Origin of the sequence: Paraflavitalea pollutisoli (genome assembly GCF_029360705.1) — a bacterium.
GTDB lineage: Bacteria > Bacteroidota > Bacteroidia > Chitinophagales > Chitinophagaceae > Paraflavitalea > Paraflavitalea pollutisoli.
The window spans coordinates 555,840-582,547 of record NZ_JARKMX010000014.1 but is presented as its reverse complement, the minus strand read 5'-3'; the positions used below and the strand labels follow the sequence as shown (position 1 = coordinate 582,547).

Sequence of the window (26,708 nt, the reverse complement as noted above, 5' to 3'; positions counted from 1 at the left end):
AATGATCAGGAGAAAAAAAAAGACGGATCCATTTATCCAGTTCCTGCAACAAAGGCCCAAGGTCTCCATCAAAGACCGCGAAGTTGCCGTCGACTACCTGGTGTCCTTCGTACGCCTGATAAGGCCGCGTACCCGCAAGCCGGAAGAAGCGGTACAGAACATCGGCAGAGTATTGCATTTTCTATCCGAGCAGCCAATTGTGGTAACCGAACTGCGCACCGCCATCCTCGCCCAGCTCATCAACAGCAACCTGCTGCCTATGCTCACCGAAAGCGGTGTTACTGTGTCGCGCGGCGTTGGGCGCGAACTGCATGCGCGACTCAAACATAAATTACTCCCCCCTGTACAAGACCCCAATGATTTTCTCTACCTGCTCGACCGGATCTTTTACCGCCGCCAGGATTACCTCTGGGTAGAGGAGATCGGGCATGCTCGCTGGGTGCAGTTTTTTGAAGCCCTGGGATTATCAGTAAAGGGGCGTGAACCCATCATTACCCGCCAGGCCCTGGCAGCACTCCAAATACTTTCAGCGGGTGTAGCCCAATTGGGGTGGGAGAACGATATTGTCAAAAACGCTCCCTTCAAAACAGGGCAACAGGACAATCCATTTGCGGTGCAGCAATACCTGGTGTACGAACTGAAAGAATTGCTCGATAAACAAGCCGATCCAGACCCCGCAACCCATGCCGATCTGTTGCAACGCATTTATTCGGAGATGCAACAGGCCCAACACATCGTACAATATATCCGCGACCAAACGGCGGAAAGGGGAGCGAGCCTCTCGCAAACCTATATACTTTTTCAGATCGAGCAGAAGCTCGAACGCATGCTGCTGGTACTCGATATCGTAGATGCCGACCACCACATGGATACCAACCGGCTAGCTACCCTGTTCATCAAAGTGATCCGCTATGAAAACCGTAAGAACAGTATCTTCGAATTCCTTTCCCAAACCACCGGGTACCTGGCTTATCAGATCGCTGAACACAAGACGAAAAAAGGAACCAAGTACATCACGTCTTCGCCGCTTGAATATTTTCAGATGATCTTCACCGCCATGGGAGGTGGCCTCATCGTTTGCTTTGTGGCGATAGCCAAGATCCTGTTGGGAAAGATCCATATGGCGCCGTTCTGGCATGGATTCACCTATAGCATCAACTATAGTGTCGGTTTCGTCGCCATCGAAGAAACGAAAACGACGCTCGCCACCAAGCAGCCAGCGTTTACAGCCAGTGCCGTAGCCAGTTCACTCGATACCCGTAAAGCGGATGATACGCCCAATCTATACAACCTGGCAGTAACGGTATCGAAAGTGTCCCGCAGCCAGATCGCTTCTTTTATCGGCAACCTGATCATCGTGTGGCCCGTCACTTTCGGGCTGGCCTGGCTCTATGATATTTGCTTTGGCCATCCCTTGGTGAGTGGTGATGCAGCCATGAAAATGATGGATGCCCAGCACCCCTGGCGTAGCCTGTCGTTGGCCTATGCCTGCAACACCGGCGTATTCCTGTTCATCAGCAGCCTCATTGCCGGATATGTGCAGAATAAGATGAATTATGGCCGGATAGCTCGCCGTATTACCGAGCATCCCGTACTGCGCCAGGCCATATCGCGCGATCGCCTGGAGCGCATCGCCCACTACCTCGATGGACATGCAGGCAGCCTGGCTGGTAACATCAGCCTGGGTTTCTTCCTGGGCATGGCCACCACCGCCGGTGACCTGTTTGGTATCGGCTTCGATATCCGCCACATCACGATTGCCGCCGCCAATTCTTCCATCGGGTTGTACGGCGTAGGATGGAATAATGTATCTTACACCTACCTGACCGCGGTGTTTGTCGGCGTACTGGGCATCGGCTTTCTCAACTTCCTCGTTAGCTTTTCCCTTGCCTTCATCGTAGCCGTACGGTCAAGAGGCGTCAAATTGCGTGACTATCCCGAATTCCTGAGCATACTGTGGAAATACTTCCGTTCCCACCCCCTGGACTTCTTCCGGCCTAGAAAAAGATTGCAACCCGATGCCGCATAGGCTCACTTCGAAAACAGTTGTTGATATGAAGCATTTCAAGTTTTACGACAAGCAGGATGTACTCTCTCTGACCAAATTGCGCAAGTTCGAAACTCGTCTGGGTGAATGTATACAGGTGATCGCTGATAAAAATCAGCTCGAAGCATCGCTCGCTCAATCCACCGCCGCCTATGTACTCATTGGTGTGCCGGAAGATATCGGCGTACGCGCCAACCATGGGGTAGGAGGCACTGACTCGATCTGGGTACCCTTTCTCAGCTCTTTCCTCAATATCCAAAGCAATGATTTCCTGCTGGGTGACGAAGTGTTGCTGCTTGGCCATTTCGACTTTGGCGATCTCAAATGGCTGATCGAACAGAATGCCCATAGCTACGATGAAAAGATTGATGCCTACCGGCACGCCGTCATTACCATCGACGAGGAAGTGGAAGAACTCATCAAGATCATTACCAGCCATAAGAAGGTACCCATCGTGATCGGCGGCGGGCACAACAATGCTTACCCCCTCATCAAAGGCGCTTCCAAAGGGTTGCACAAAGCAGGACTGCTACCCCTTGCACAGATCAACAGCATCAACCTCGATGCCCACAGCGACTTCAGGCCTGCGGAAGGGCGCCACAGTGGCAACGGATTCCGGTATGCGGAAGAAGATGGCTACCTGCAGAAATACTGTATCGTGGGCCTGCACGAAAACTACCTGCCACAAAACGTGTGGCTCGATATCGTCAACAATCCCTTCATCGATTTCATCACCTACGAAGATATTTTTATTCACGAGAAGCGCAGCTTTACGCAGGCCGTGGCCCACGCCACCAGCTTTACCGAAGAAAACTACACGGGCATCGAACTCGACCTGGATTGTATCGAGCATACCTTGTCCAGCGCACTCACTCCTTCGGGACTGCTTCCCCAACATGCCCGCCAGTACCTGACCTATACAGCGATGGATTGTGATGTAGCTTATGTGCATATCTGTGAAGGCGCCGCACAACTGGCCGACGGTCGCAAAGATGATTCCACGGGCAAACTGGTCAGCTACCTCGTCAGCGATTTCCTGAAAGCGCACGCGGAATAGGCAACGACGACGGCGCATACCCAAAATGCTTCTTGAATGCGAAGGAGAAATGTGAAAGGTTCTCGAAACCCGTTTCGAAGTACACATCGACCGGCTTGTAACTTTTCTCGGAGAGCAAATAGTGGGCACGCTCCAGCCTTTTCTGCGTCAGCCATTTTTGCGGCGTGGTTTGAAAGGCCTTCTTGAAGTCACGTTTGAAGGTGGTCAGACTGCGTCCCGTCAGGTAGCCAAACTTTTCCATCGGCATATTGAACATGAAATGCTTCTCCATATAAGTGACCAGGTCGATCTTACCCGGCACATCGTATTGTGCTAACACCGCATCGATTCCCGGCTCGATGGTCCGCAAAATACTGATGGCCTCTGTGATCTTCAGCGACGCGATCTGTTCAGGAAAAGGCCCTTTTACCTCGAAATACGGGATCAGCGAAGCCAGGCAACTGTGCAGCAGCGGATGATCGCGGAACCGGTGGATCTTTTGTTCTGCCGGAGCACCGGCGTATACGGGCTGATTTGCATAATACGCCCGCAAGCGTTCGGTGGTGAGGTGCATGACGACGGTCTTATGCGGCTGCCCGTCTTTGGGATAGTTGATGATCGTGGCCAGCTGGTGCCTCGGGATCAGGAAGATATCACCCGCCGTAAAAGTGTAGGTCGCCTCCGACTGCACGATCTTCGTTTCGCCCGAAATGAACCAGACCAGCATGTGCTGGTCAAACATCATCTCCGTTTTGAACAGCTTGTCGTCGTAACAGCTGAGTTTGATGTCCTCCGTAATGTATTTAGCCGTGTATTCCATGAAGTAGCCTTGCGCATTAAAGTTAGGAAGATCAGTGTCAACATCCGCTGATGGTTTAGTACGGGAGAAATTGGATGCCGGTCAGTTGTTCCGTCAGCGTCCAGAGCCGTTTCGCCAGGGCCGGGTTAATGGAGTAGGGGAGCACGCCACGCAGCGTGGAGGGCTGGTCATAGCGGTGTTCTAGTTGTCCATGATCCAGCTCTGCTACATCGCAATCCTCACAATACACGCCACCCAGCGCTTGCAACAGCGGGCTGGTAGCGCACCACACGGTCGTGGCGGCGCCCTGCTCGATGGTTTTCAGCGTGGCGGCCACCTCGGGTTTTATTTTCCCCGATTCATCAAACGTTCCCATAGCCTGAAACATGGCGATCGGTGCCTCCCTGCCCAGGTCGGTGCCATTCACGGCGCCGGGGTGTACTGCGTAAGCCCTTATGCCGCTTGCAGCGCCCCTGCGGTCCAGTTCAACGGCAAAAAGGTTCATCGCCGTCTTTGACTGGCCATAGCCTTGCAGGCTCTCATAAGCACGCTCCCGGAAATTCGGATCGGTAAAGTCGAAAGGCGCCATCTGGTGACCAAACGACGACACATTGATCACCCTGGCACCGGGTGCTTGTTGCAAGGCCGGCCATAAGCGGGCTGTCAGCTGAAAGGCGCCCAGGTAATTGGTAGACAGTTGCGACTCATGGCCCCGACTATCCCGGCGCAAAGGCACCCACATGATCCCGGCATTGTTGATGAGCAGATGCAGTGGGCGACCGGAAGCCAGGAAGGAAGCAGCAAAGCCGTCGATGGATATGGGGTCCATCAGGTCAAGGGAGGTCAGCTCCACCCGCTCGATACCAGCCACACTGCTGGTCGCCTTGGCAAGATCCCTGGCTGGTACGATCACGGTAGCGCCGGCAGCCGACAGTACCCGGGTTGTTTCCAGCCCAATGCCCGCATAGCCACCGGTAATGATGACTACCTTGTCGCGGAGGTCGATGCCCTGAATGACTTCGGCGGCGGTAGATTGAGCGTTGAATCCGGAGTGGATGGGTTGTTGCTTCGCAGGCATGTTCATGGTTTGTTGCATGGTTCAATTGTTTTTGTTGACCCAAAATTCGAACAAGCCCAGCCACTTGATTTTGTTGAAAGGACCGAATTTGCTTTGTTATCCGGACCAGGTCCGGTAAGTACCCTTCAACGATTGCAGATAATTCCTTAAATTACAATACATACATCCCTCCCGACTGCTGTTCAAATTAGTATCCACCGAACGTTATCTGTACCCGCCCACCGGGCCCATCACCCGTTTGGAACCTTTTCAGATAACTAACCTATGTTCAAATTCATCAAGCCGCTGTCTGATGGTATCGGGCAGTTCATCAGGCGTTATGCGCCCGCCATCATCACCCTGATCGTTATCGGGGCTGCTTTTTATTTCTACTCCAATGTGATCATTAAGCAGAATGAACGCAACATACGGGAACGTTCCTTCCGTGGGCTCAACCGCATCGGCAGCAATATCCGCGAGAAAATAGAAGGCTATGCCGAACGCAATAGCATCAACTTCCTAAGCGCGGTAGATACCCTGCATCCGATACCGGGACAGCCTGGCCCCAATCCACTGCTCAACCGCATCGAAGGCGAATACGGACTTCGCCTGGTGTCAGATACCACCCCTACCGATAATTACTTCACCATCCGTCAGCGCGATAGCTGGAACTTCATATTCGGCACCAAACCCGATCAGCGGGCCGTGGCCCCTGTCAACGATTTCATCAGGTCCTATCTCCGGCGCGATCTGTTCCGGTATTTTTTCCTGGCTCACAACGATACCGTATTGTTTGATGACATCAACCTATCACACGATACGCTTACTCCGATCGCACAGGGCAACGAGGTGAAAGATTCCGTCACCGGCGAGCTCACCCGCGAATTTGGCGCCATCCGGCAGGTAGAAACAGGAGGTAAAAAATACAAGGTGTTCATGACGCCATTCACCGTGAAGGGTAAACACCGCTTTGTCATCGGCGGGTACATGCCGGTAGAGGACTATTACGCAGAAAGCCGTTTTATTCCGGGCAATGCCATACTCTGGCTGGTATTGGGCATCGTGTTGGTTATCCTCATGTTCCCGCTGCTCAAGATATTCCTGATGACCCGCTCAGAGCCCTTGCTCGCCCGCAACGTGCTGACATCCCTGATCTCCATACACCTCATCGGTTCCATCCTCATCATTATATTGGTCAACATCTACGCGTATTACTTTCTGATCCGCAGGCCATCCGATGACCAGCTCCGGACGCTCGCGACCAATATCCAGCAAACCTTTTTGTCGGAAGTAAAAGACGCTTTGGGCGAGATGGAGGAGAGCGAACGCGAACTGCTAAAGCTGATCAATCAGCAAGGAGCCCGGCTAGATGGCCGCCTGCCCGACCTCTATGCACCAGTCAACCAATCGGGCTTCTTCATCGACCTGGCCGGCAAAACACCGACACCCGTACCCGATATCCCCTACAAACCCGATTCATTGGGCACCAGGTATCCCTACTTTGAGCACATTGTATGGACCAACAGTGCCGGTATGCAAACCATCCGGTGGACGCGCAACCCCTTTGTGCCCACCAAGGTCAACCTCAAAGACCGCGACTATTTCCAGGCTGTTACACAGGGGTCGCTGATACGCCGTGACCAGCAGGAGTTTTTCCTCACTGCTGTCACTTCCTGGGTGTCGCAGCAAAAACTGGCCATCATCGCCCGTAAAAGCCGCCTCCGGCAGCTATTGCAACAAACCAACCTGATCACCGATACCACCCTGCGCAAACAATGGCAGGCAAAGCTCGACAACATAGAGATGATCTCCCTCAGTACACCAATGCGTTCGATATTCAATCCTGTATTGCCTTATGGCTTTGGTTTTTGCCTGGTGGATGGCCGCGGTAATGTCTATTTTCATTACGACGAGAACCGGTCACTCAACGAGAACCTGGTAGAGGAATGCAGCGACAATGTTAAACTCAATTCCCTGCTGACTACCGGTGCTTCAGGATACTACAATGCGCATTATACTGGCAGCAACCACCGGTTCTATGCGCAGCCCATCGATCGCATGCCCTTTTACCTCGTCACCTTTTATGATGTCGAGAACAACTGGAACCAGGATCTCGACATCATGAGCGCCAGCTCTATTCTCGTGCTCATCAACATGGGCATCATCCTGCTGCTCGTGCTCATCACCCGCGTGCTCAGCTTCCGCCGGCTCTCGCGGTCTATCCTTTTTATTTGGGTGGAGCCTAAAAGGCACCGCGGCAATGCTTATATAAAAGCTACCTGGGCATTTGCCCTTGCTTCCGTACTGCTCTTTCTATTCGCCTTCATTTCCAACCGGGCCGACGAGCTGTACCTGTTGGGCATCTCCCTCGGCTTTACCCATATTCTCATCGTATATTCATACAGGGTGTACACCCGTGAAGACCTCGCCCTCGATAAAGAAACAGGAACGGGCCCTATCCGTCAATACCGTGGACGCAAGATCGAGCATACCATCACCATCCTTATCGGGCTTTACCTGCTGGCGGCGGGCCTGTTCATGAGCAACCTGACTGATGGCGCAGGCATTTTCCTTTCGTCGCAGATCCTGCTCGTCGTTGGCTGCTGGCTCATTTCCCGGTATGTAGTAGCCCCCGGTAGCATCAGGGGTATCAAGCGCTACCAGAAATACTACTACAATTCACTCTTTTCGTTTATTATGGCCACTGCTGTGGTGCCTACGTTGTTGTTCTTCAGTCTTTCCTTCCGCGAAGAACAAAAACTGGCCATCAAATACCAGCAACTGGATTTCGTCAACAACCTGCTGAACAAAAAGCCCTATCGGGACTATGCAAACGATAGCAACTGGCAGGTGAGTTACCGCCGTCCCTTCCACTACGATTTTCTGGCCGATCGCATCGAACGCGATCAACATACGGATACGCTGCGATGGGCTATCACGCGCTTTAGCCGGTTGTACAACGTGATCAAACCTTCCTTCTCCAATTATGCCCGGCGCATAGAATACCTGAATAATGAAGATTCCATGGTGGGCAATTTTACCTGGAACGATACGGCCAATCCCAATTCGCTGCGCTTCCGCATAGATATCTTGCGTACCCGCACCTATGCTGACGGTGATTACCGCCTGTCTGCCGTCAAGAACATCTACCCGGTTTCGCACCAATTGGGCGAGCGGTTTATGCGCGATCCGGAGATCCATATTCTACTGCTCCTCATCATTTGTCTACTGCTGGCAGGCATTTACCTCCTGCTGCAACAACTGATACCGCGGGTGTTCTTCTTCAACCGATCGGAGTTCTCCGCGCGTGAAATGATCAACAAGACCTTCATCCGATCGCTCAACCCGGTCAATCATGTGTACATATTGGGTATGATCAATTCGGGAAAGTTCAACCTGATCAACCTGAGTCTGAAAGACGACGGCTATACGATATTTACCCTCGATATTGCGCTTATGTTTGCCGTCGATCCCGATAAGCCGGAGACGACACTTTTCCAGCAGCAATGGAAAGGTATTACCGATGCAATTGGCAAGCTGACGCCGGAGGAACTCGCGCAACGCAAAACGGCCGTCGTAATACGCCATTTCGAAATGAAGATGGATGACCTGGCGGCCACCGAAGATAAACTGAAGGTGGTGGAGCGTTTACTCGCCTATAAGTATATAAGACTAGTCGTATCGTCCAGCCGGCACTTCGAAGCCATGGTGGTGAAGGAGCCGCCACCGGCGGATAACCCGACCAAGCCCGTCAAGGACCTCACCGATCGCTGGCTCAATGTCATGAACAATTTTTGCCTGTACTACCACAAATGGCACTATGCTGGGGCAAAGCAGCAGACGACCGATGCTGCCTGGGAAAAGAACTATGATGTCTACTTTCTCGGTCGCCAGCTCAACGAGAAATTATACCGCGAATGCGCCCACAGCGAATTCCTGTACGGCTTGCTGGCCCCCTTGCGTCAGTCGCTGGTACGCGAATGGCTACCCAAGGCCAAAGTGCTGATGGGTGAAAAGGAAAAGATCGGAAAGCCCGGCACCGAAGACTTATTCAACTCTTTTCTCATCAAGTTGGAAGCGATGGCCTATCCGTATTACCTGTCGCTGTGGCAAACCCTCACGGCCGAAGAACAGCGCACGCTGTACGATATCGCCAGCGATGGACTGCTCAACCAGCGTAACCAGGACGTGGCCGATAACCTGCATGCCCTGGGTTTACTGCGCATCAATGGCAGCGCTACGGGGTATTGGACGATGAACGAAAGCTTCCGGGCATTTGTATTGAAGCGGATAGATAAGAACGAACTGACCAAGATGCGGGAAGGAGCCGATCCGTCGCATAGTTGGAACCGGTTCCAATTGCCGGTGATCATCGTGGTGATAGCGGTGGCCTTGTTCCTCTTCACCACCCAGCGTGATGCTTTTAATAACCTGATCACCTACCTCGCGGCGGCGGCTGGAGGAATAGCAGCCTTGTTGAAGATTCTGGATGCCTTTTCGGGTCCCAAAGCCAAAACGCCTTAGAAAGGAATACCGAGACTTACGTACGACTGGATCTTGCGGGTCTGGTCGCAATACATGGCGCTGATCTCCAGGGGGCCAAGGGCAAAGTTGTACGAGAAGGTGGCGGAATAGCCTGAAAAGAAATCCCGTACCGCAAAAAAGTCGCTGCCCTCCACGAAATTGTTGAAGAGCACATTAGCACGGCCGGTGAGGTAAGTATTATTGAAGACCTGCCAGCGAATACCGCCTTGCAGGGCAGCTACACTCGCGGTATATTCTTCCCCTTCAACCAGTCCGGCAAAAACGATCTGGTTGCGGAAGGTTCGTTGCAGGCCCCCGATCACAAATTCATTCAGTACATTGTTCTTATAGCCGAAATTGGCGCCGCCTTGCAGGTTGCCCAGCAGGGTGGCTTTGCGGGTGAGAGGCGTGTAGGTTTCCAGGTTGATGCTGCTGCGGTAAAAACTGTGATCGCTGACCACGATCATCCCCCTGGGTAATTCAAGTCCGTTCTCGTAGAAACGCATGCGTGAATTCTGTGGTGCTACCCAACCGGCTTCTACATCAAGCTTAAAACCCCGGCGGGGGAAGATGTTTTTGTCGAGCGAGTTGTGGTTCATGTATACAAACGGTGTGAAGAACTTCTTACTGCCCTTGAACTCGACGGTCGACGATATTTTGGGATCATATTTTACCCATTCATACCGGCTGCCTACGCCCACGGTAAACTGCCGCTTGGCAGAGAACTGCAGCTTGTTACCAATCTTAAAAAAGTTGAGATTGTACAAACCGTTCTGCTTCGATTCCGTATAGGTGCCAATGTCGAAATTATCGTATTGCATCTCCAGGATCAGGGCCACGTTCTTGAGGCGGCCCAGGTATTGGAGGTGCTCCCCGCGGATGCGGAAGGTTTCCCCGATATTGACCGATACGAGGCTGCGCGAGTTGGTCGTGAAGAAATTGCGCGCAGTGATATTGGCGATCAGGCCTACCCCCGTAAAACGGTTATAATGCAGGCCCAGTTTGGCCGTGGTCAGCGGGTACTCCGACACATCGAAGACGATCTTGGCGGTACCGTCTTCCTGGGGTTCAAGCGAATAATTCACCCGGCTGTAGTAGCGGGTACCATACGCTTGCCGCACCATATTGGCCAACCGGCGGGCAGTATAAAAGGTGTTCAGCTCGAAATTCATGGTATGTATGAAGAACTCGGCCGATGTACGCTCCGTACCATGTACTTCATACGAAGAGATAACGACACCATGTACAGCCGGCAGGCGGTTTTCGCGGACGGGCTGTGGGCCGAAGATGGCGTTGAGCGAGTCGGCCAGGTGCTTGAAGCGTGGATACAGTTTGCGGCCTTCTTCGATACCGAGTTCGATGATCTCTTTCGAATCGCCAAAGCTGCCCATGGTGAACTTCGTCATGTTGAAGGGCACATAGATGTCGGTCTGCGCGACTTCCTTTTTATTGTCTTCCGCTTCGCGGAAAAAGGCTACCTGCAACAGGATCTGCAAGGCATTCCTGACTTTTTCGGAGGGCATGAGGCCCGTCGCCACATTGCTGCCGATAACGAAGTCGGCACCCATTTCTTTGACGTCGCGTACCGGGAAATTGCGGACGAGGCCGCCATCGATCAGCTTTTTACCCTGGTATTCGACGGCGGTGAAGACCGAAGGAATGGCCATACTGGAGCGGATAGCGCTGATGATCTCGCCTTCTTTCATCACCACGGCTTCACCCGTACCTACATCAGTACCGATGCAACGAAAGGGGACACTGAATTTGGAGAAGTCTTTTTGATTATAGACCGGAAAGAAGAGTTCGGAAAACTTGAGCCAGAGTTCCTGGCCCTGCAAAACGCCGCTGGGCAGACGAAAACTATGGTTGACCCAGGGAAGTTCAAGAATGTATTTGCCGTATTCTTCTTTTTCTTCCATGAAAATGCTACGCAGGGAGGAGGCATTGCTCAGCAGCAGGTCCCAGTCGATGGTGCGGGCGATCCTTTCGATGGAGTCGGCGGAGTAACCGACGGCATATAGGCTGCCGATGATGCTGCCCATGCTGGTACCGGAGATATAATCTACTTTGAGGCCGGCAGAGTCCATGGCTTTGAGGATGCCGATATGTGCCAGTCCTTTGGCGCCACCGCCACTAAGGGTGACGCCGATCCTGGGCCTCGACGCCGAAGGCGTAGGTTGAGCCAGTACGAGAACAGACCACAGCAGAAGGATACAGGTTACACAGTGTTTCATGCACACAGGGGGTTGCGATGTAATATACAATGACGACCGGATCTATTACAAAATAAAAGCTGTTCCGTTTAATTGGAACAGCTTTATTTGAATAAAAAGTTAAAATATTCACCATTTGCCTTTCCTCTACCTTCCTGTATTTCCTCCGTTGCCTTGCTGCCTCGTTACCTCGATGCCTTTCCTAGGCCTTCCGCGGGATCTTCAGCTTCCAACCCACCTGTATCAGGTCGGGGTTTTTGATGAGGTCCTTATTGGCTTCGTGTACGTCCTTCCAGGTGAGGCCAAACTTCTTCCCGATCTTGGTCAGGTTATCGCCCGGCACTACTTCATACTCTTCCGGCGCGGCGCCGGCCGCCACCGTGATGTTCAGCACCAGGTCGGAGGCCCGGTAATCGGGATCGATCTTGTCGTAGATCTTCCACAGGTCATCCTTTACGGTAAACGATGGCGCTTCGCCATCTACATACAGCACATTGTCCTGCTCCCGTACCTGCAGATTGGTAACTCCCGAGCCTTTGGCCGCATCGACCAGTTCCTTGTATTTATCTTGTAATGCCATGGTGAAGTCCCTCCACTATTTTATGGTTAATTTGTTTTCGACCTTTTTGGGCTGCAGGGCCATCAGGGCCGGCATCAGTTTCTGCAGGTCCGCTCTTTTGATGGTGCCGGTAAGTGTTACAATACCTTCCTTAACCTCGGCTGTTACCCCGTTATAGGCTTTCACCACCTCATTGACTGCTGTCGTCAGTTGTGCATCGGGGGAGATAGTGACCGGGTCTGGTGCCGGTGCAGGCGGAGGTGCTACGGTCAGGTTATTGACCACCGATTTGACGCCGGGGATGGTCTTGACAGAAGACTCGAACGCTACTTTGGCTGTTTCATCGGTGACCTCACCAGTCAGTGTTACCACGCCGTCCTTTACGGTACCCGAGGCGGTACCGAGGCCGGTAATGGCTTTCGCCTTGTCGTCTACCACCATTTGCAGGTCGCTGTCTTTTACCTGGCCTTTACAGGAATAGAGCATCATACCGCTTACTGCGATAAAAAGAGAGAGCAGCAGGAGCCGCATCGAAAATGTTTGCTTCATTGTATAGCTGGTTTGATTAAGCTTGCCCATAACAATACCATGCCACGGATGGAGCGGGGGAGGACAGGAATAAACGGTAACGTGTATAGCAAAACTATCCACGGTAGTAGCGGGCGCAAAACAAAACCAGTAGTAGCGGGGTTACTGCGATTCGAGTTCTATGATCTCTTCAAAAACGATTTCGTATTGTTTAGAAGTTTCCTGGAGGTTATCGGTAAGGCTCTTGTAATCGCGTTCCGTTTGCAGGAACTTGTTCTTGTCCGACATAATGTTCGGAGAGGCCAGTTGCGCCTCCAGTTCAGCCTTACGCTTGTTTAAGTTACTTATTTTTTCTTCCAGTTCTTTAAATTGACGTTGCTTTTTTTGCAACTCCTTCTTGGCCTCTTTGTTGATCGGATCTTGTTTAATGGGGGCTACCGGCTGTTGGGCAACAGGCGCAGGGGCAGGTTGAACAGGCGCTTTGGATGAGCTGTTTTCGGTCTTTTTACCGTTGTTCTGCTGGTTCTTTTGCTCATTGGCCAGTTGTCTGGCTTCTTCTTCCTGCTTTTTCCGCATGCGCTCTTTCCAGGCAACCCACTCTTCGTAGCCACCATCGAAATCCTTGATCTGGTGATCTTCGATCGCCCAGATCTTATTGGCCACCTTCGATACGAAATAACGGTCGTGGCTCACCAGTATGATGGTGCCTTCGTATTTGTTAAGGGCTTCGATCAGCAGGTCTACGGTATGCATGTCGAGGTGGTTCGTAGGCTCATCGAGCATCAGGAAGTTGGCCTTGCTGATGATCGTTTTCGCAAGGGCCACACGGGCCTTTTCACCACCACTCAATACCTTGATCTTTTTATCGGCATCGTCACCGCTGAACAGGAAACAACCCAGGATGGTACGTAATTCCAGCTCTGTTTTCTGACTGCCGGCTTCCTTCATCTCGTCGATGATGGTATTGTTCACGTTGAGGGCTTCCAATTGGTGCTGGGCATAGAAGCTTTCGTCCACATTGTGTCCCCAACGGCGTTCGCCTTCATGGCCTTCTACACCGGCAATGATGCGCAGCACGGTCGATTTACCTTTACCGTTGGCACCGATCAGCGCGATCTTGTCACCGCGGTTGATCTCGGCGCCGGTATTTTCGATGATCTTGTTAGAGCCGAAACTTTTGCTCACCTGTTTCAGTTCGGCCAGCACACGGCCAGGTGTCTTGTCCACCTGGAAGTTGATCCGCAAACTGGGCCTTTCTAGTGCCACATCTTCCAGTCGTTCGATCTTGTCGAGGCGTTTCATCGCACTCTGCGCAGCAGCTGCTTTCGAAGCTTTGGCCTTGAAACGCTCAATGAAGCGTTCCTGCTGACGGATATAGTCCTGCTGGTTTTCGAAGGCACGTTGTGCCAGTTCCATCCGCATGACCTTTTCAGTCTCGTAGTATTCGTAGTTACCGTTGTAGATATGCAGTTTGCGCTGGTATAGCTCGATGATCTTCGTGACCATCCTGTTCAGGAAGTATTTATCGTGACTGATGATCACCACCGAACCCTGGTAATGGGTCAGGTATTTCTCGAGCCACTCGATAGAGGGAAGGTCAAGGTGGTTCGTAGGCTCATCGAGCAGCAGCAGGTCGGGGGCGGCGAGGATCATTTTGGCGAGCAGTACACGCATACGCCAGCCACCGCTGAACTCTTTATAGGGGCGTTGCAAGTCGGCATTGGCAAAGCCAAGGCCCTGCAATACTTCTTCTGTTTTATGCTGGATATTGTAACCGCCGAGTGTTTCCATCTCGTGCAGCATATCGGTGTATTTGATCAGCAAGTCTTCGTCGCCGGTTTTCTCCAGCTCATTACCCACGGCTTCAATCTCTTTTTCCAGCTGGCGAACCCGCTCGAAAGCACTGAGCGCCACCTCGAGGATAGAATCGTTGGTGTCAAAACTCAGCAGGTCCTGGTGCAGGTAACCAATGGTGGTACCACGGCTGCGTTCTACCGTACCGGCAGACGCGGAATATTCGCCCACGAGTAGTTTCAGTAAGGTCGATTTACCGGTTCCATTGTAACCAATAAGGCCGATCCGCTCGTTCGGTTGAATATGCCAGGTAGCGTCTTCTACAATAGCTCTTGCACCAAACTCGAAAGTCATATTCGTAAATCCTGCCAGCATAAAGAAAAATTGCTTGTTTTGAAACCCCGCAAGTTACACATTATCACCCAAATCCGGCCCTCAAAAACGCCTTTTCCGGCCCCGGAAACCGTTAAATCTTTTAACTTTGGCGAAACTTAACCGGCCAGGAGCCCTAACTGCCTCCTGCTCAACAGGATTAAACCCACAAAAAGATGAAAAAGGTCATTATTGCTGTACTCGTGCTTGCTGTCGTAGGATTTGTAGCCTGGAAATTCCTGGGTGATAAGGAGGAAGCTCCCCGCGAAAAGCAAAAGCCTGTGGCCCAGGGCGAAAATACCGGTCCCTTCAACCAGTCCTATGCGGAATTGCTGAATGCTTACTACGGGGTGAAAGATGCCCTGGTAGCCAGCGATACCGCCAAAGCCCGCGCCGCCGCGCTTAGCCTCGCCTCGGCTTCTGAAGGGTTGAAGATCAGCGAGATCCAGGGCGACAGCACCGGCATGATCACCTCCAGCGCCCAAAGTTATATGGCCAATATCAGCGCCACCGCCAAAGTACTCGCCGACAGCAAAGGCCTCGGGGAGCAGCGCAAGCAGTTTGAAATGATTGCCGACGCCATCTATAGCCTCACCCGCACCGTCAAGTACAGTGGCGAAAAAGTGTACTGGCAATACTGCCCCATGGCCTTCAACGACAAAGGCGCTTATTGGGTAAGCCGTGAGGCAGAGATCCTCAATCCCTACTTTGGCGATGAAATGCTCCATTGCGGCAGCGTGGAAGATTCGCTCGATTATTCGAAGAAATAAATGGGGTAGCCCTAATACATGCCCGCTTACTGCCTTGCAGCAAGCGGGCTTTTTATGAGCACAAGGACAACCTGCCGTCTAATCCGCTAACTTTATCAAAACAGACATATCCTTTCCCCACAGCAGATAACGACCTCACTCATCGCCTGGCTTTGCACATTCGTGGTGGCCGCGCAGCCCCGGCATACCCTGAGTGGTTATGTGCGGGATTCGCTATCGGGCGAATCATTGATCGGTGCTACCATAACCGTCAATGGAATGGGGCGCAGCGTGGGCAGCAACCAATATGGATACTATTCCATCACCCTGCCACAGGATAGCCACACGTTGTATGTAACGTTTACCGGTTATCAGCCACGAACCCTGCAGCTGTTACTGGACACGGATACCGTCATCAACTTCGAACTGCTGCAGCGGGCAATGCTGGAAACAGTCGTCGTCTCCTCGCGCCGCCGCGACAACAATGTACAACAAGCGCAAATGGGCAAGATCGACCTGTCCATCAACCAGGTAAAGGCCGTGCCCGTATTGCTCGGCGAGGTAGACCTGCTCAAGACCCTGCAACTGATGCCGGGTGTACGTAATGCCGGAGAGGGGAATACGGGTTTGTACGTGCGTGGGGGAGGGCCCGATCAAAACCTCATCCTGCTCGATGATGCCACGGTATACAATACCGGCCACCTCTTTGGGTTCTTCTCCATCTTCAATGCCGATGCCATCAAGAATATCTCCCTGATCAAGGGAGGCATGCCCGCGCAATATGGCGGCCGCCTGTCTTCAGTACTCGACATCGCCATGAAAGAGGGGAATATGAAGGAATATGAAGTGGAAGGGGGGATTGGGGCCATCGCGTCGCGATTGTCTATACAGGGACCGATCCAAAAAGACAAAGCGTCTTTCATCGTATCGGCCCGGCGTACCTACATCGATATGCTGATCAAACCTTTTATCGGTAAGGACAATTCCTTTCATGGCTCCGGCTATTATTTCTATGATGTGAATGCCAAGGTCAATTATAAATTCTCCGACCGCGACCGGCTCTACCTCAGTGGCTATGTAGGGCGCGATGTGTTTGACTTTAACAATGCCCAGCGTTCTTTTAAAGCCAATATTCCCTGGGGCAATGCAACGGCCACCCTGCGGTGGAACCATGTCTTTCACCGCAAGCTGTTTGCCAATACGACGCTCGTCTACAACGATTATAAATTCTCGTTTGGTGCTGCACAGAATGATTTTTCCATCAAGCTCTCGTCGGGTATCCGTGACCTGGGTGCCAAGGTCGACGTAGATTATTACCCGGCCCCGCGCCATAAATTTCGTTTCGGAGGCATCTATACCTATCACCGGTTTACGCCCAATGTGCTCAGTGGCAGTCAGGGTACCACGGTGTTTGAGCCCAACAACGAAGGCCGTAAGCATGCGTTGGAGTCGGGCCTGTATGTACAAGACGATTGGGAGTTGAGCAACCGCATCCGCGTGCATGCGGGACTGCGGTACAGCAATTTTACGCAGGTGGGGCCGTATAAATTGTTTGAGCGCGATGCCGATGGTAACAAGCTTGATAGTGTGGTGTACGGCAAAGGCAGTAGAGTAAAAAGTTACAACGGGCTGGAGCCGCGGTTGTCGGTACGTTATATACTGGATGAGGAAACATCGCTGAAAGTGGCAGTGACACGCAATAACCAGTACATACACCTGGTGAGCAACGCCGGTTCTACTTTACCAACCGACCTGTGGGTGCCGAGTACTTACCGGGTGAGGCCGCAGCAAAGCTGGCTCTATGCACTCGGGTTGTTCCGCAACTTCAACGACAACATGTTCGAGACTTCCGTCGAACTGTATTATAAGCAGATGGACAACCAGATCGAATACCGGGAAGGCTATACGCCTTCGCTCAAGGACCCGGAAGAGGAGTTTGTCTTTGGCAAGGGGTGGAGTTACGGGACAGAATTGTTCATCAACAAAACCAAAGGCCGCTTTACAGGTTGGGTAGGGTATACCTTATCCTGGACCTGGCGGCAGTTTGATGGCCTCAACGACGGACAAAAATATTACGCCAAATACGATCGCCGGCACGATATGTCGGTGGTGGGAATGTACGAGCTCAATAAGAAATGGAAGTTCTCGGCCGTATTTGTGTACGGCACAGGAAATGCAACAACTTTACCGGAGCGTTTTTATATCATTGGTGGTGTACTCACCCAGGAGTACAGCAAGGTGAACCAATATCGCCTCGATGCCTACCACCGCGCTGATATTTCGGCGACACTCACGCCCCGGCATAAGCCCGGCCAGCGGCTGCAGCAAAGCTGGGTATTCAGCATCTACAACGTCTACAGCCACCTCAACCCCTATTTCATTTACTTCGATCAAACGGGCAGTCCCTACGACGGCACCCTTCAGGTAGAAGCCCGCCAGGTATCGTTGTTTCCGATTATTCCTGCCGTGACGTGGAATTTTAAGTTTTAGCGGGTAGATCTACCTGCATGGCTGATTGCATGATGTCATGACATTTTCCCCAATAGTTGGAACACCCCTCCTTGTCGTAGTACATTTGCAGCGTTTTGACCGTGTTGTGCAGTCGTACTCCAGCCAAGCCGTTTTCCGAACCCATCCCTTACCCGGCCCGTACCGTTCCGTACTTTTTCAAACCCTGGGCAGAGGCCCGAAGGGTACCGCTCCCTACTCGCTTCCATACCGCTCCCTACTCGCTCCCATGGAAGTGTAATGGAAATAGCACAACTTTTCTAAATCAATCACTTACACCAAAAGCGATAGGGCCCCGAGTGTCCATACATGGTCATTGCATAGAAGGAGATGTACAACTGGTTTAGTTCATTAACTATAAAGGCAAATTCAATTACCAATCGCTTTTTAGAAAGCCCGTTCTTTGGCAAACTCTTAACAGACCTTGATAAATAGCCAGCGAAAAATGACGTTCTTCGTGTTATTAAACCGGATAATCACGGCAGGATGTACAAACTAACCTTGATCATATTGTTGATACTGGCTTGCTATTGCACGCAGGCGCAATCCATGCACCGCGACCAACACGAATATGGATACAAGGGTGCCGTGAAGGTCGTTACCCGGGAAGATTTCCAAATGGAGTCCGATGCGGATGGCAATATTCGCGTAGATACGGTCATGCCCCTGGTGAGCTACCGGTATTACTTCAATGTACAGGGGAATATTGACTCGCTTACCGCGGCTGGCCCGGCGGGTAGCGGTCAGGTGTCGTATTACAAAAATGTCTATCGCTTTCACAACAACCTTAAATCGGAGTGGACTTCCTACAGCAAAGGCAAACAGGTATTGCTGCAGGGCAAGGTGACCTGGCTATCGCCCAAAGAATACCTGGAGAAGGTGACGGATGGAGAAGGGAAGCCAAAATATGAAACGACCGTCACCCTCAACGATTCGTCGCGGGTGCAGCAAACCAGGATACGTACGTTCGATCCGACTGGTAAGCTGCTGCAAGACAACTGGCAGACGTTTCACCTGAACACCCAGCAGCAGATCATTTCCTATAAAACGAAAGACCAGGTCAATGGAATCGAGGGGCAAACCAGTTACCAATATGTAGCATTCGACCCGATCGGCAATCCACTGCAGATCATCATCACCCGCCCGGAGCGGGGCGTACAAAAAATGGTGAAGCTGAGTTATACTTACTACGAATAGCTGCATTCATCAGCAATTCGGCTTATATTGAGGTGGCTAAACTGGCCCCAACTAACCTCCACCCATGATGAAATACCTTTTCTTAAACTTGCTTATACTGGCTGCCTCCTCCTGCGCAACGGTTGACCTGAGCATGCGGAAAGAAATGAAACAGGACCAGTTCCTTTCCAAAGAGCAACTCGCCGCTTTGAATGGTAGATTCTATAACAAGAATATCGATACCGTCTACAGGGAGGGCCACTCGCTCTGGGCCACGCTGCAGCCCGATCATCCACCCATCGTGAATGGGGATCAGGCAATCGTCACTTTTGAGGTGCTGAATGAAAAACGAATAAAGGCCAGCCTGCTGCGCAATGATAGCCTTATCGAGACCAAAAGGCTCAAGTTTCGGGTGAAAAAAGGATTTCTGGATACCCGAAAATACTATTCGGCCGGTATGATCTTTGGTCCCTTGCTTTGGGGGCTTAGTTCTGAAGACAATTGTATAGGACTTACCGTCGAAAACAACCTGGTAATAGTCAATAGTAAGGGAGGTGTGGCGATGTTGCTCTTCATGCCCACTTTTGGTGCCGGTCACCAAACGACGACGGAATACATCAGGGTGAGCAAGGACGGATCAACAGCTTCCGCACATTTAATCAAACCATGAAACCTACACAGTTCATCTTTGTTGGTGTCATCCTGTTGGTTACTCTATAAACGGCGACACTTCTCCGCGTGCACTTGGCAGCCATTGTGCCCGCTTGCTGCGTCCCTCCTAACTCCCCCGAAGCGGACCAATGAAGAAAATGTTCAAGGTCCCACTCACTATGTTTGCCATTAATAAGTCGGAAGTATTTCAATTGCTTGGCAATAAGCCTGTTATTGAAGTCCAGCTGTCATCGGAATGTAGGGTATGTAGCACTGTTTAGGCCATTGCAGTGCGACCTTTAGTACTATTCAGTGCGACCTTGTAAGCATTATCTGGCCAGTAAGCATACTCCCAAGGCCATTCGATAGGCTGTACGTAGTGGCACTGCTTACTTTGTCGCCCGGGAAAGAAACGAATCAGGGAATTACTGTCATTGCCCGCAGCTCATCAAACAACCGGTAAAACATCTGCTCCGTATCGACATACTTATGAAAACCGAGGCGACGTGCCTTGCTGCCGTCTGCAAAGAAGTCATAGTCCCACGAAAACACGAAGTCGGCGAAAGCCCAGTTGGATAGTTGTGCATACGGATGCGTCGCCAGACCGTGTTGTTCTTGCAGCCGTTGCCAAACTGGTTCTTTATCCGCCATAACGGTTTGTAGCTGCATCGGCAACGGTGGAGCCACGGTAAGATCAAAATAAGCCGCGATGTTGGGCCATAGATCATTCCAGCGGAACAAATCTCCATTGGCAATATTGAACGCCTCATTGGCCGCTGCTGCCGTTGTGGCGGCCCATACCGTCGCTTCTGCCAACAGACCGGCATCCGTCATTTCCATCAGTTTGTCGTAGGCGCCGGGTTTGCCGGGAAACCGCAGAGGCAGTCCATGGGCTTTGGAGATTGAGGCGTAGACGGCAATATTGAGCGCGAGGTTCATGGGGTTGCCCAGGGCGGTACCGCCCACCACCGAAGGGCGTATGGCCGACCAGGTCCAGCGTTTGCCTTGCTGCTGCCGTTCCAGCCATTGTTGCTGGTCGACGTTGAACTCGGGCGGCATGTGCCCTGCATCACTTTCTTTGGCAGGTGTTTTAAAAGGCCCCAGGTGGGCGCCATACACTTTGTAGCCCTGCATCAGGGAAATATGCTGCAGATTAGGGGCGATGGGTTCTATGGCCTCCACCACGTTCACCAGCATGGCCAGGTTAGGAGCGACCAACTCAGCCCAGGTAGGGCGATCCTGGTAGGCAGAATAGAAAATATGCGTGACGTTGTTGAGGTGGACCAGGGCGTTACGGCTGGCAGCAGCATCCAATAGGTCAATAGCCACGTGTTGCAGGCGAGGCTTGTTGTCGCCGCCCTTGCGGGATAGTCCGATCACCTGCCAGTTGTCGAGCGACTGTAAATGTTTGATGAGGTTGCTGCCGATGACGCCATTGGCGCCTACCACGAGTGCCGTATTAATTGTGTTTTGCATAAAAAAGTTTTACAGTAAGTCATGCCTGTAAGGCGTTGTTCTTATTGCAAAGCTCCACTTTGTTGATCAGGGTTGTTGGTATAGTTCCGTGAAGAATTGGTAACTTTTCGCTATGAAACGTTACCGGCAATTTCAGCCTTTGGTGGTGGAAGACTTTGAAGTGGGAGAGTGGCTACATCCTGCGCACAACCACAACCACTATGAACTCATCTACGTCAAAAAGGGCAAGGGGGTTCATGTGGTGAATCAACTGGCACAGCCTTATCAGGCGGGGACGATCTTCCTGTTGGGGCCGGAAGATCAACATTACTTCGAGATTGCTGCACCGACCCGTTTTATTTACTTGAAGTTTACTGATCCCTATTTGTACAAGCAAAGCAGTGGGCCTGCGCAAGGCTGGCAACATCTGGAATACCTGATCAAGAGCAGGGAGACGCATCAGTCGGGGTTCCGGTTGATGGAAGTTGATAACAAGATCGCAGCGCGGTTATTTGATACGGTGGCTACCATGAAAGAAGACACCGTCGGTAATGAGCAGCTGTTGTGGTGGCAATTGTTGTCGATCGCCAGTATCCTGCAGCGGAATATGCCGGAACTGAAAGTGGTGCCCGGCCGTGGCAAAGACATGCAGGCGATATTCTGCTATGTGCACAAGCATATTTACGAACCAGAGCAACTACGTGCGCCGGTGATGGCGGACCAGTTCAATACCACCGCTGATTATATTGGTCCTTATTTCAAACGCAATACCGGAATCACACTACGCGACTATATCCAGGCATACCGAAAAACGCTGATCACACAGCGCCTCGCCAGTGGGCAGTACAGTCTCAAGGAAATAGCCGCCGAATTTGGCCTGACTGATGAGAGTCATGTTAAGAAGCTGGTAAAGTAGGTGAAGGCGACGCTGTTGAGGACACGATGGTGCAAGGTGACCTTATCGCAGAAGTCCTGTGAGCATCAGACGTACAACGACTCGAAACGAGCGGTTCTCCTCATGGGAACATTCCCGCTCACCGGGAACATTCCCATGAAAAAAAACGGCGTTCTTTTCGCTTCCGGCCAATCGTTTTTTGTGTTACTTGTTCACAATACGATTTGCCATATGAAAAAAACAATCCTTCATTTGTTGTTGGTGCTGATAGCTACCAACACCTTCTCGCAGGCATTTACGCCTGGAAATTTCGTAGTGGTAAGAATAGGTTCCGGCGCTGGTGTACTGACGGCCGGTGTCGCGCAACCCGTTTACCTCGACGAATACAATCCCTGCGGGGATCTTGTCCGTACCATTGCGCTGCCCACCGTGGTAGACGGTACCAACAAACGCCTCACGCTGCCCATCTCTACCAGTGACTATACCGAAGGGTATGTCAGCCTTTCGCAGGATGGGAGTCAACTGGCACTGGCCGGTTATGATGCTGCTCCCGGACTGGCAGGTGTTTCCGCCTCCGCCAGCGCTACGGTAAAAAGGGTAGTAGGGGTCATCGATCATAATGCTGCTATTAACACCAGTACGGCCCTCAGCGCTTTCAACACGCAGTCTATTCGTGCTGCCGTGATCGATGGCGCCAGTATCTGGACCAGTGGCGGCTCGGGCGGCGTCATGCACTCTACATTGGGTGGTACCACGCACACGCAACTTACCACCACCACAGCCCGTAACCTCATGGTGATAAACGGTCAGTTGTATGCTACTTCTACCTCAGGCTCATTGCGCATCACGTCGGTGGGAACCGGGCTACCTGTTACCACGGGCCAAACAATGACCAACCTGCCCGGTGTATCCACGGCCGGTAGTCCCTATCAATTCTTTATGATCAATGCCGGATCGGGATCGGATGTGCTGTACGTGGCGGATGATAACCAATTGAAGAAATATTCGCTATCGGGCGGTACCTGGGTGAGCAATGGGGCCATCGGCGCCTTGTCTGATAAATACCGCGCTGTGACCGGGCAACTCAATGCCAGCGGTCATGTCGTGATGTACGCCATCCGCCGGAATGACAACAGTACCGGCGCCAGCGGAGAAGTAGTTACGCTCACTGATAATACTGGGTACAATGCTTCGTTCGCAGCACTCACGCCGAAACTGATCGTTCACTCCAACGATATGCAGGTGTTCCGCTCCATCGTGATGGCGCCCGAAGCTGTTTCGCCTTCCCTGGTTGCTTCCGAAGCATCATCCCTCCGGCAACTGCAACTGACGCCCAATGCAGCCCGCGACCAGGTATTGGTAACGTTCGATGCGAAACAATTGAACAAAGGAACACTGGTGGTGACCAATTCCTCCGGACAGGTCGTAAAAAGAGTAGAAGGTGGTGGACTGCAAAATGGCCGGGTGAACATCGATCTCACGGGACTCTTGCAGGGCATTTACTATGTCACCCTGCACGATGGTAAAACAGCAGCTACTAAAAAGTTGGTGAAGCTGTAGCCCGCCGGGCCCCACCTATTTCACAATACCATAAAGCTCAATAGTTATGAATAGGATATTTTACTTGTTATTTTTTCTCCTGGTATCCCTGACGGCATCTGCCAGGCAATGGCCCGAATTGAAACCCATCCTCGACGCACAGGCCGGTAGCGCCGTGATCAATATACCGGCAGGTACCTACCTGCTCAACAATATGACGAATGGCGCCTATCAGTTTCACAACCTCAGCAATGTAGAGATCCGGGGTAACAATTCCACCATCATCTGCAACTCGCAGGAACTGGCTTTCCGCTTCCTCAATTGTACGGATATCACCATCAAGGACCTCACGATCGACTACGATCCGCTTTGTTTTACGCAGGGAGTGATCGTCGCCAAAGATCCCACCAATCTGTGGTTTGAAGTGGAGATCGATACCGGTTATGCGGTGGACAATGTACGGCATAGCCGCGTACAGTTCTATGACCCCGCCACCCGTCAGTTGAAGCGCAACAGCATCACAACGAGCGAAGGCCATTATACGTCTTTTGCCCGTATTGGTACCACCCGTAAATTCCGGCTAACCAAGAATGCCGCCTGGGTAGCCTTCGAAAAAGTAGGCGACCTGGTCGTGCTGGATGTGGTGAGCACGAAGACCAATCCGCCTGCGCATTGCTTTATGCTGGAAAAATGTACCAATGCTACGGTGCAGGATGTCACCATCTATGGTTCCAACAGTTTCTCTTTCTTCGAGCGGGATAGCCGCAATTCACATTACAACCGTTGCAAAGTGGGCAGGGGCAGTATGCCGCCTGGTATTCCTGCACGGTTGCGGTCGGGCAATGCTGACGGAATCCACAGCAGCCTGGCCAGTGTAGGGCCGCTGATCGAGAACTGCGAGGTGAAGCACAATGGTGATGATTGCATCGTGATCGTAGGTCGCTCATTCCCGGTATGCCGCATCGATACATCCGCCAAAACCATGCATGTGCTGAGCAGGGAAGGGTTGCCCATCTTTTATGTGGGCGATACACTGCAACATGTATTGTACGCAGGCACCAAGGCTGGTATGATGAAGATCACGGCGATCGCTACTTTCACGCCCACCGCGGCAGACCGCGATACGATCACCAACCGGTATCCCGAATTGCTGTTTAAAACAAGCTATACCCGGGGAACGATCCTCACGGTCGACACGTTGCCGGCCATGGGATTGGGAGACCTGGTGTACAATGAAAATCATACGGGAAAAGGTTTTATGGTGCGCAACAACAAGGTTGGCGCCAACCGCTCCCGCGGCATCCTCATCAAAAGCTCTCATGGGGTAGTGCAGGACAATGAGATCGCCGGCACGGCCATGAATGGTATCCTCGTAGCGCCTGAGATCACCTGGATGGGTGGCGGTTTCGCCGATAATGTGGAGATCAAATACAACAAACTATTTGAGTGCATGTTTGAGAAAACCAACCAGGGTATGCCACCCGGTGCGCTGTCTGTCTGGTACGTCAATGGCATTCCGCAGGTGCCGGCCACAGCAGGTGCTTTTAGCCAGATCAATGTACACCACAATACGATCGAAAAATGTCCTTATCCTGCAATGGTATTTGCGTCGGTCAGCGGGTTGATGCAAACATCCAATACCGTGGTGCCATATCCCTGTCAGACAAGGGAACATGGTAAGCGCTGGGGAGCCATCAACACTGTATCGGTATGGAATATCAATAATACGCCCTGATCAACTGTGGGCGTTGGCAAAACGATCACGGTATGCCGCTTGCTCAACTGCTTTTACGCACGATCAGTTCTGTTTTCAATACGCGGATAATCGTTTTCCATTCCGATACGTCGCGGTTGATCTGATCGATGAGTAGTTGGGCGGCTGTTTGCCCCATTTCTTTTACGGGCTGGGAAACCGTTGTGAGCGCGGGATCGATGAGGCCGGAAGCAAGGTCATTGCTGAAGCCGACGATCGCGATGTCCTTCGGTACATCCAGCCCTTTCTTTTTTACGATCTGCAGCGCTTCGATGGCGGTAGGATCGTTGATCGCAAAGATAGCATCGGGTGGGTTGCTCAACCGCAATAAGTGGTTGACATAGATCTTCACCTTGGCAATGGTGAGGTCATAAGGAATGATCAATTCCTCATCGATGGGAATATTGTATTTCTTCAAAGCGTCCCGGTAGCCCCGCAATCTTTTTACGCTGATGAGCAGCGAATCAGGCCCCGCCAGGTGAGCGATTCGTTTTTTCTTTCTTTTGATCAGGTGCTCCACCGCCCGGAAAGCGCCCTCATAATCATCTACCACCACCTTTGGTACATCCATTTCATCGCACACCCGGTTGAAGAACACAATGGGAATTCCTTTACGTTCGAAAATCTTCAGGTGGTCAAAATTGCGGGTCTCTTTGGTCAGGGAAACCAACAGCCCGTCTACCTGGTTGGCCAGCATCAGCCGCGTATTGGCCACTTCTGTTTCGTAGGTTTCATTGGAGTGGCCAATGATCAGGTTGTAGCCTGCTTCTGCAGCCACTTCCTGTGCACCCATGATCACCTGTGGGAAATAGGAACTCATGAATTCGGGCACGATGATACCAATGGTATTGCTTTTTTTATTAAGTAAGCTTACGGATAGCATATTCCGCTGGTAATCGAGCTGCCCCGCCAGTTCCAGTACGGCCTGCCGCGTTTTTTCACTAACGCTGGGATGGCCGGTGAGTACACGCGATACAGTGGATTTGGAGAGGTTCAGCTTTTTGGCAATGTCTACAATCGTTGTCTGATGGCGCTTCATGCAGAGGGATTAGG

At 51.9% G+C, this 26,708-nt stretch carries 18 protein-coding genes; 10 read left to right on the top strand and 8 right to left on the bottom strand.

Annotated features, from left to right (window positions below; genetic code table 11):
- The first annotated feature begins 1 nt into the window (after position 1).
- On the top strand, positions 2–2,029 hold the full coding sequence (locus P2W70_RS32810; protein ID WP_276485847.1) for a site-specific recombinase: 2,028 nt from the start codon (positions 2–4) through the stop codon (positions 2,027–2,029).
- Positions 2,030–2,054: 25 nt separating this feature from the next.
- The gene (locus P2W70_RS32805; protein WP_276485846.1) at positions 2,055–3,104 is read left to right on the top strand and encodes a formimidoylglutamase; all 1,050 of its coding nucleotides are present in this window, start codon (positions 2,055–2,057) and stop codon (positions 3,102–3,104) included.
- On the opposite strand, the gene P2W70_RS32800 is transcribed toward P2W70_RS32805, so the two are convergent.
- Together P2W70_RS32800 and P2W70_RS32795 are read right to left on the bottom strand one after the other, a co-directional pair.
- Positions 3,073–3,903 (bottom strand): helix-turn-helix domain-containing protein, encoded by an 831-nt coding sequence (locus P2W70_RS32800; protein ID WP_276485845.1) that lies wholly within the window; start codon positions 3,901–3,903, stop codon positions 3,073–3,075. The genes P2W70_RS32805 and P2W70_RS32800 overlap by 32 nt on opposite strands.
- Positions 3,904–3,958: 55 nt before the next feature.
- Complete coding sequence (locus P2W70_RS32795; protein ID WP_276485844.1) at positions 3,959–4,978, bottom strand: SDR family NAD(P)-dependent oxidoreductase; 1,020 nt, start codon at positions 4,976–4,978, stop codon at positions 3,959–3,961.
- A 246-nt stretch (positions 4,979–5,224) separates the two neighbouring features.
- On the opposite strand from P2W70_RS32795, the gene P2W70_RS32790 reads away from it, so the two are divergent.
- Entirely contained in the window at positions 5,225–9,463 is a 4,239-nt protein-coding gene (locus P2W70_RS32790) for a PDC sensor domain-containing protein (RefSeq protein WP_276485843.1), read from the top strand.
- On the opposite strand, the gene P2W70_RS32785 is transcribed toward P2W70_RS32790, so the two are convergent.
- The 4 genes from P2W70_RS32785 to P2W70_RS32770 all read right to left on the bottom strand — a co-directional run bounded on the left by P2W70_RS32785 (position 9,460) and on the right by P2W70_RS32770 (position 14,932).
- Positions 9,460–11,697 carry a patatin-like phospholipase family protein gene (locus P2W70_RS32785; protein WP_276485842.1) on the bottom strand — a complete coding sequence of 746 codons (2,238 nt, stop codon included), beginning with the start codon at positions 11,695–11,697 and terminating at the stop codon, positions 9,460–9,462. The two genes, P2W70_RS32790 and P2W70_RS32785, sit on opposite strands and share 4 nt — an antisense overlap.
- A 181-nt stretch (positions 11,698–11,878) precedes the next feature.
- Positions 11,879–12,256 carry a LysM peptidoglycan-binding domain-containing protein gene (locus P2W70_RS32780; protein ID WP_276485841.1) on the bottom strand — a complete coding sequence of 126 codons (378 nt, stop codon included), beginning with the start codon at positions 12,254–12,256 and terminating at the stop codon, positions 11,879–11,881.
- Positions 12,257–12,271: 15 nt separating this feature from the next.
- Positions 12,272–12,784 carry a BON domain-containing protein gene (locus tag P2W70_RS32775; protein WP_276485840.1) on the bottom strand — a complete coding sequence of 171 codons (513 nt, stop codon included), beginning with the start codon at positions 12,782–12,784 and terminating at the stop codon, positions 12,272–12,274.
- A gap of 141 nt (positions 12,785–12,925) precedes the next feature.
- A complete protein-coding gene (locus P2W70_RS32770; RefSeq protein ID WP_276485839.1) occupies positions 12,926–14,932 on the bottom strand; it encodes an ABC-F family ATP-binding cassette domain-containing protein in 2,007 nt (668 codons plus the stop codon).
- A 173-nt stretch (positions 14,933–15,105) separates the two neighbouring features.
- Between P2W70_RS32770 and P2W70_RS32765 the strand changes: the two genes are divergently transcribed.
- The 4 genes from P2W70_RS32765 (at position 15,106) to P2W70_RS32750 (ending at position 20,032) form a co-directional block, all read left to right on the top strand.
- A complete protein-coding gene (locus P2W70_RS32765) occupies positions 15,106–15,699 on the top strand; it encodes a DUF3347 domain-containing protein (RefSeq protein WP_276485838.1) in 594 nt (197 codons plus the stop codon).
- 162 nt (positions 15,700–15,861) lie between these two features.
- Positions 15,862–18,168, top strand: coding sequence for a TonB-dependent receptor (locus tag P2W70_RS32760; RefSeq protein ID WP_276485837.1), 2,307 nt, complete (start codon positions 15,862–15,864; stop codon positions 18,166–18,168).
- Positions 18,169–18,672: 504 nt separating this feature from the next.
- The gene (locus P2W70_RS32755) at positions 18,673–19,383 is read left to right on the top strand and encodes a hypothetical protein (RefSeq protein WP_276485836.1); all 711 of its coding nucleotides are present in this window, start codon (positions 18,673–18,675) and stop codon (positions 19,381–19,383) included.
- A gap of 64 nt (positions 19,384–19,447) precedes the next feature.
- Entirely contained in the window at positions 19,448–20,032 is a 585-nt protein-coding gene (locus tag P2W70_RS32750; RefSeq protein ID WP_276485835.1) for a hypothetical protein, read from the top strand.
- Between the two features lie 398 nt (positions 20,033–20,430).
- Here the strand turns inward: P2W70_RS32750 and P2W70_RS32745 are convergent, their stop codons facing one another.
- Positions 20,431–21,489 carry an SDR family oxidoreductase gene (locus P2W70_RS32745; protein ID WP_276485834.1) on the bottom strand — a complete coding sequence of 353 codons (1,059 nt, stop codon included), beginning with the start codon at positions 21,487–21,489 and terminating at the stop codon, positions 20,431–20,433.
- Positions 21,490–21,601: 112 nt separating this feature from the next.
- Between P2W70_RS32745 and P2W70_RS32740 the strand changes: the two genes are divergently transcribed.
- From P2W70_RS32740 to P2W70_RS32730, 3 genes are all read left to right on the top strand, one after another.
- Positions 21,602–22,384, top strand: coding sequence for an AraC family transcriptional regulator (locus tag P2W70_RS32740; protein WP_276485833.1), 783 nt, complete (start codon positions 21,602–21,604; stop codon positions 22,382–22,384).
- 210 nt (positions 22,385–22,594) lie between these two features.
- The gene (locus P2W70_RS32735) at positions 22,595–23,923 is read left to right on the top strand and encodes a T9SS type A sorting domain-containing protein (RefSeq protein ID WP_276485832.1); all 1,329 of its coding nucleotides are present in this window, start codon (positions 22,595–22,597) and stop codon (positions 23,921–23,923) included.
- Between the two features lie 46 nt (positions 23,924–23,969).
- Positions 23,970–25,637 carry a glycosyl hydrolase family 28 protein gene (locus P2W70_RS32730; RefSeq protein ID WP_276485831.1) on the top strand — a complete coding sequence of 556 codons (1,668 nt, stop codon included), beginning with the start codon at positions 23,970–23,972 and terminating at the stop codon, positions 25,635–25,637.
- 43 nt (positions 25,638–25,680) lie between these two features.
- Here the strand turns inward: P2W70_RS32730 and P2W70_RS32725 are convergent, their stop codons facing one another.
- A complete protein-coding gene (locus P2W70_RS32725; RefSeq protein WP_276485830.1) occupies positions 25,681–26,694 on the bottom strand; it encodes a LacI family DNA-binding transcriptional regulator in 1,014 nt (337 codons plus the stop codon).
- Positions 26,695–26,708: the final 14 nt, after the last annotated feature.

What these genes read in the sequence shown, in the direction of transcription:
- P2W70_RS32810 (WP_276485847.1), top strand. Translation starts at nt 2, where the DNA reads ATGATCAGGAGAAAAAAAAAGACGGATCCATTTATCCAGTTCCTGCAA.
- P2W70_RS32805 (WP_276485846.1), top strand. Translation starts at nt 2,055, where the DNA reads ATGAAGCATTTCAAGTTTTACGACAAGCAGGATGTACTCTCTCTGACC.
- P2W70_RS32800 (WP_276485845.1), bottom strand. Translation starts at nt 3,903, where the DNA reads ATGGAATACACGGCTAAATACATTACGGAGGACATCAAACTCAGCTGT.
- P2W70_RS32795 (WP_276485844.1), bottom strand. Translation starts at nt 4,978, where the DNA reads ATGCAACAAACCATGAACATGCCTGCGAAGCAACAACCCATCCACTCC.
- P2W70_RS32790 (WP_276485843.1), top strand. Translation starts at nt 5,225, where the DNA reads ATGTTCAAATTCATCAAGCCGCTGTCTGATGGTATCGGGCAGTTCATC.
- P2W70_RS32785 (WP_276485842.1), bottom strand. Translation starts at nt 11,697, where the DNA reads ATGAAACACTGTGTAACCTGTATCCTTCTGCTGTGGTCTGTTCTCGTA.
- P2W70_RS32780 (WP_276485841.1), bottom strand. Translation starts at nt 12,256, where the DNA reads ATGGCATTACAAGATAAATACAAGGAACTGGTCGATGCGGCCAAAGGC.
- P2W70_RS32775 (WP_276485840.1), bottom strand. Translation starts at nt 12,784, where the DNA reads ATGAAGCAAACATTTTCGATGCGGCTCCTGCTGCTCTCTCTTTTTATC.
- P2W70_RS32770 (WP_276485839.1), bottom strand. Translation starts at nt 14,932, where the DNA reads ATGCTGGCAGGATTTACGAATATGACTTTCGAGTTTGGTGCAAGAGCT.
- P2W70_RS32765 (WP_276485838.1), top strand. Translation starts at nt 15,106, where the DNA reads ATGAAAAAGGTCATTATTGCTGTACTCGTGCTTGCTGTCGTAGGATTT.
- P2W70_RS32755 (WP_276485836.1), top strand. Translation starts at nt 18,673, where the DNA reads ATGTACAAACTAACCTTGATCATATTGTTGATACTGGCTTGCTATTGC.
- P2W70_RS32750 (WP_276485835.1), top strand. Translation starts at nt 19,448, where the DNA reads ATGATGAAATACCTTTTCTTAAACTTGCTTATACTGGCTGCCTCCTCC.
- P2W70_RS32745 (WP_276485834.1), bottom strand. Translation starts at nt 21,489, where the DNA reads ATGCAAAACACAATTAATACGGCACTCGTGGTAGGCGCCAATGGCGTC.
- P2W70_RS32740 (WP_276485833.1), top strand. Translation starts at nt 21,602, where the DNA reads ATGAAACGTTACCGGCAATTTCAGCCTTTGGTGGTGGAAGACTTTGAA.
- P2W70_RS32735 (WP_276485832.1), top strand. Translation starts at nt 22,595, where the DNA reads ATGAAAAAAACAATCCTTCATTTGTTGTTGGTGCTGATAGCTACCAAC.
- P2W70_RS32730 (WP_276485831.1), top strand. Translation starts at nt 23,970, where the DNA reads ATGAATAGGATATTTTACTTGTTATTTTTTCTCCTGGTATCCCTGACG.
- P2W70_RS32725 (WP_276485830.1), bottom strand. Translation starts at nt 26,694, where the DNA reads ATGAAGCGCCATCAGACAACGATTGTAGACATTGCCAAAAAGCTGAAC.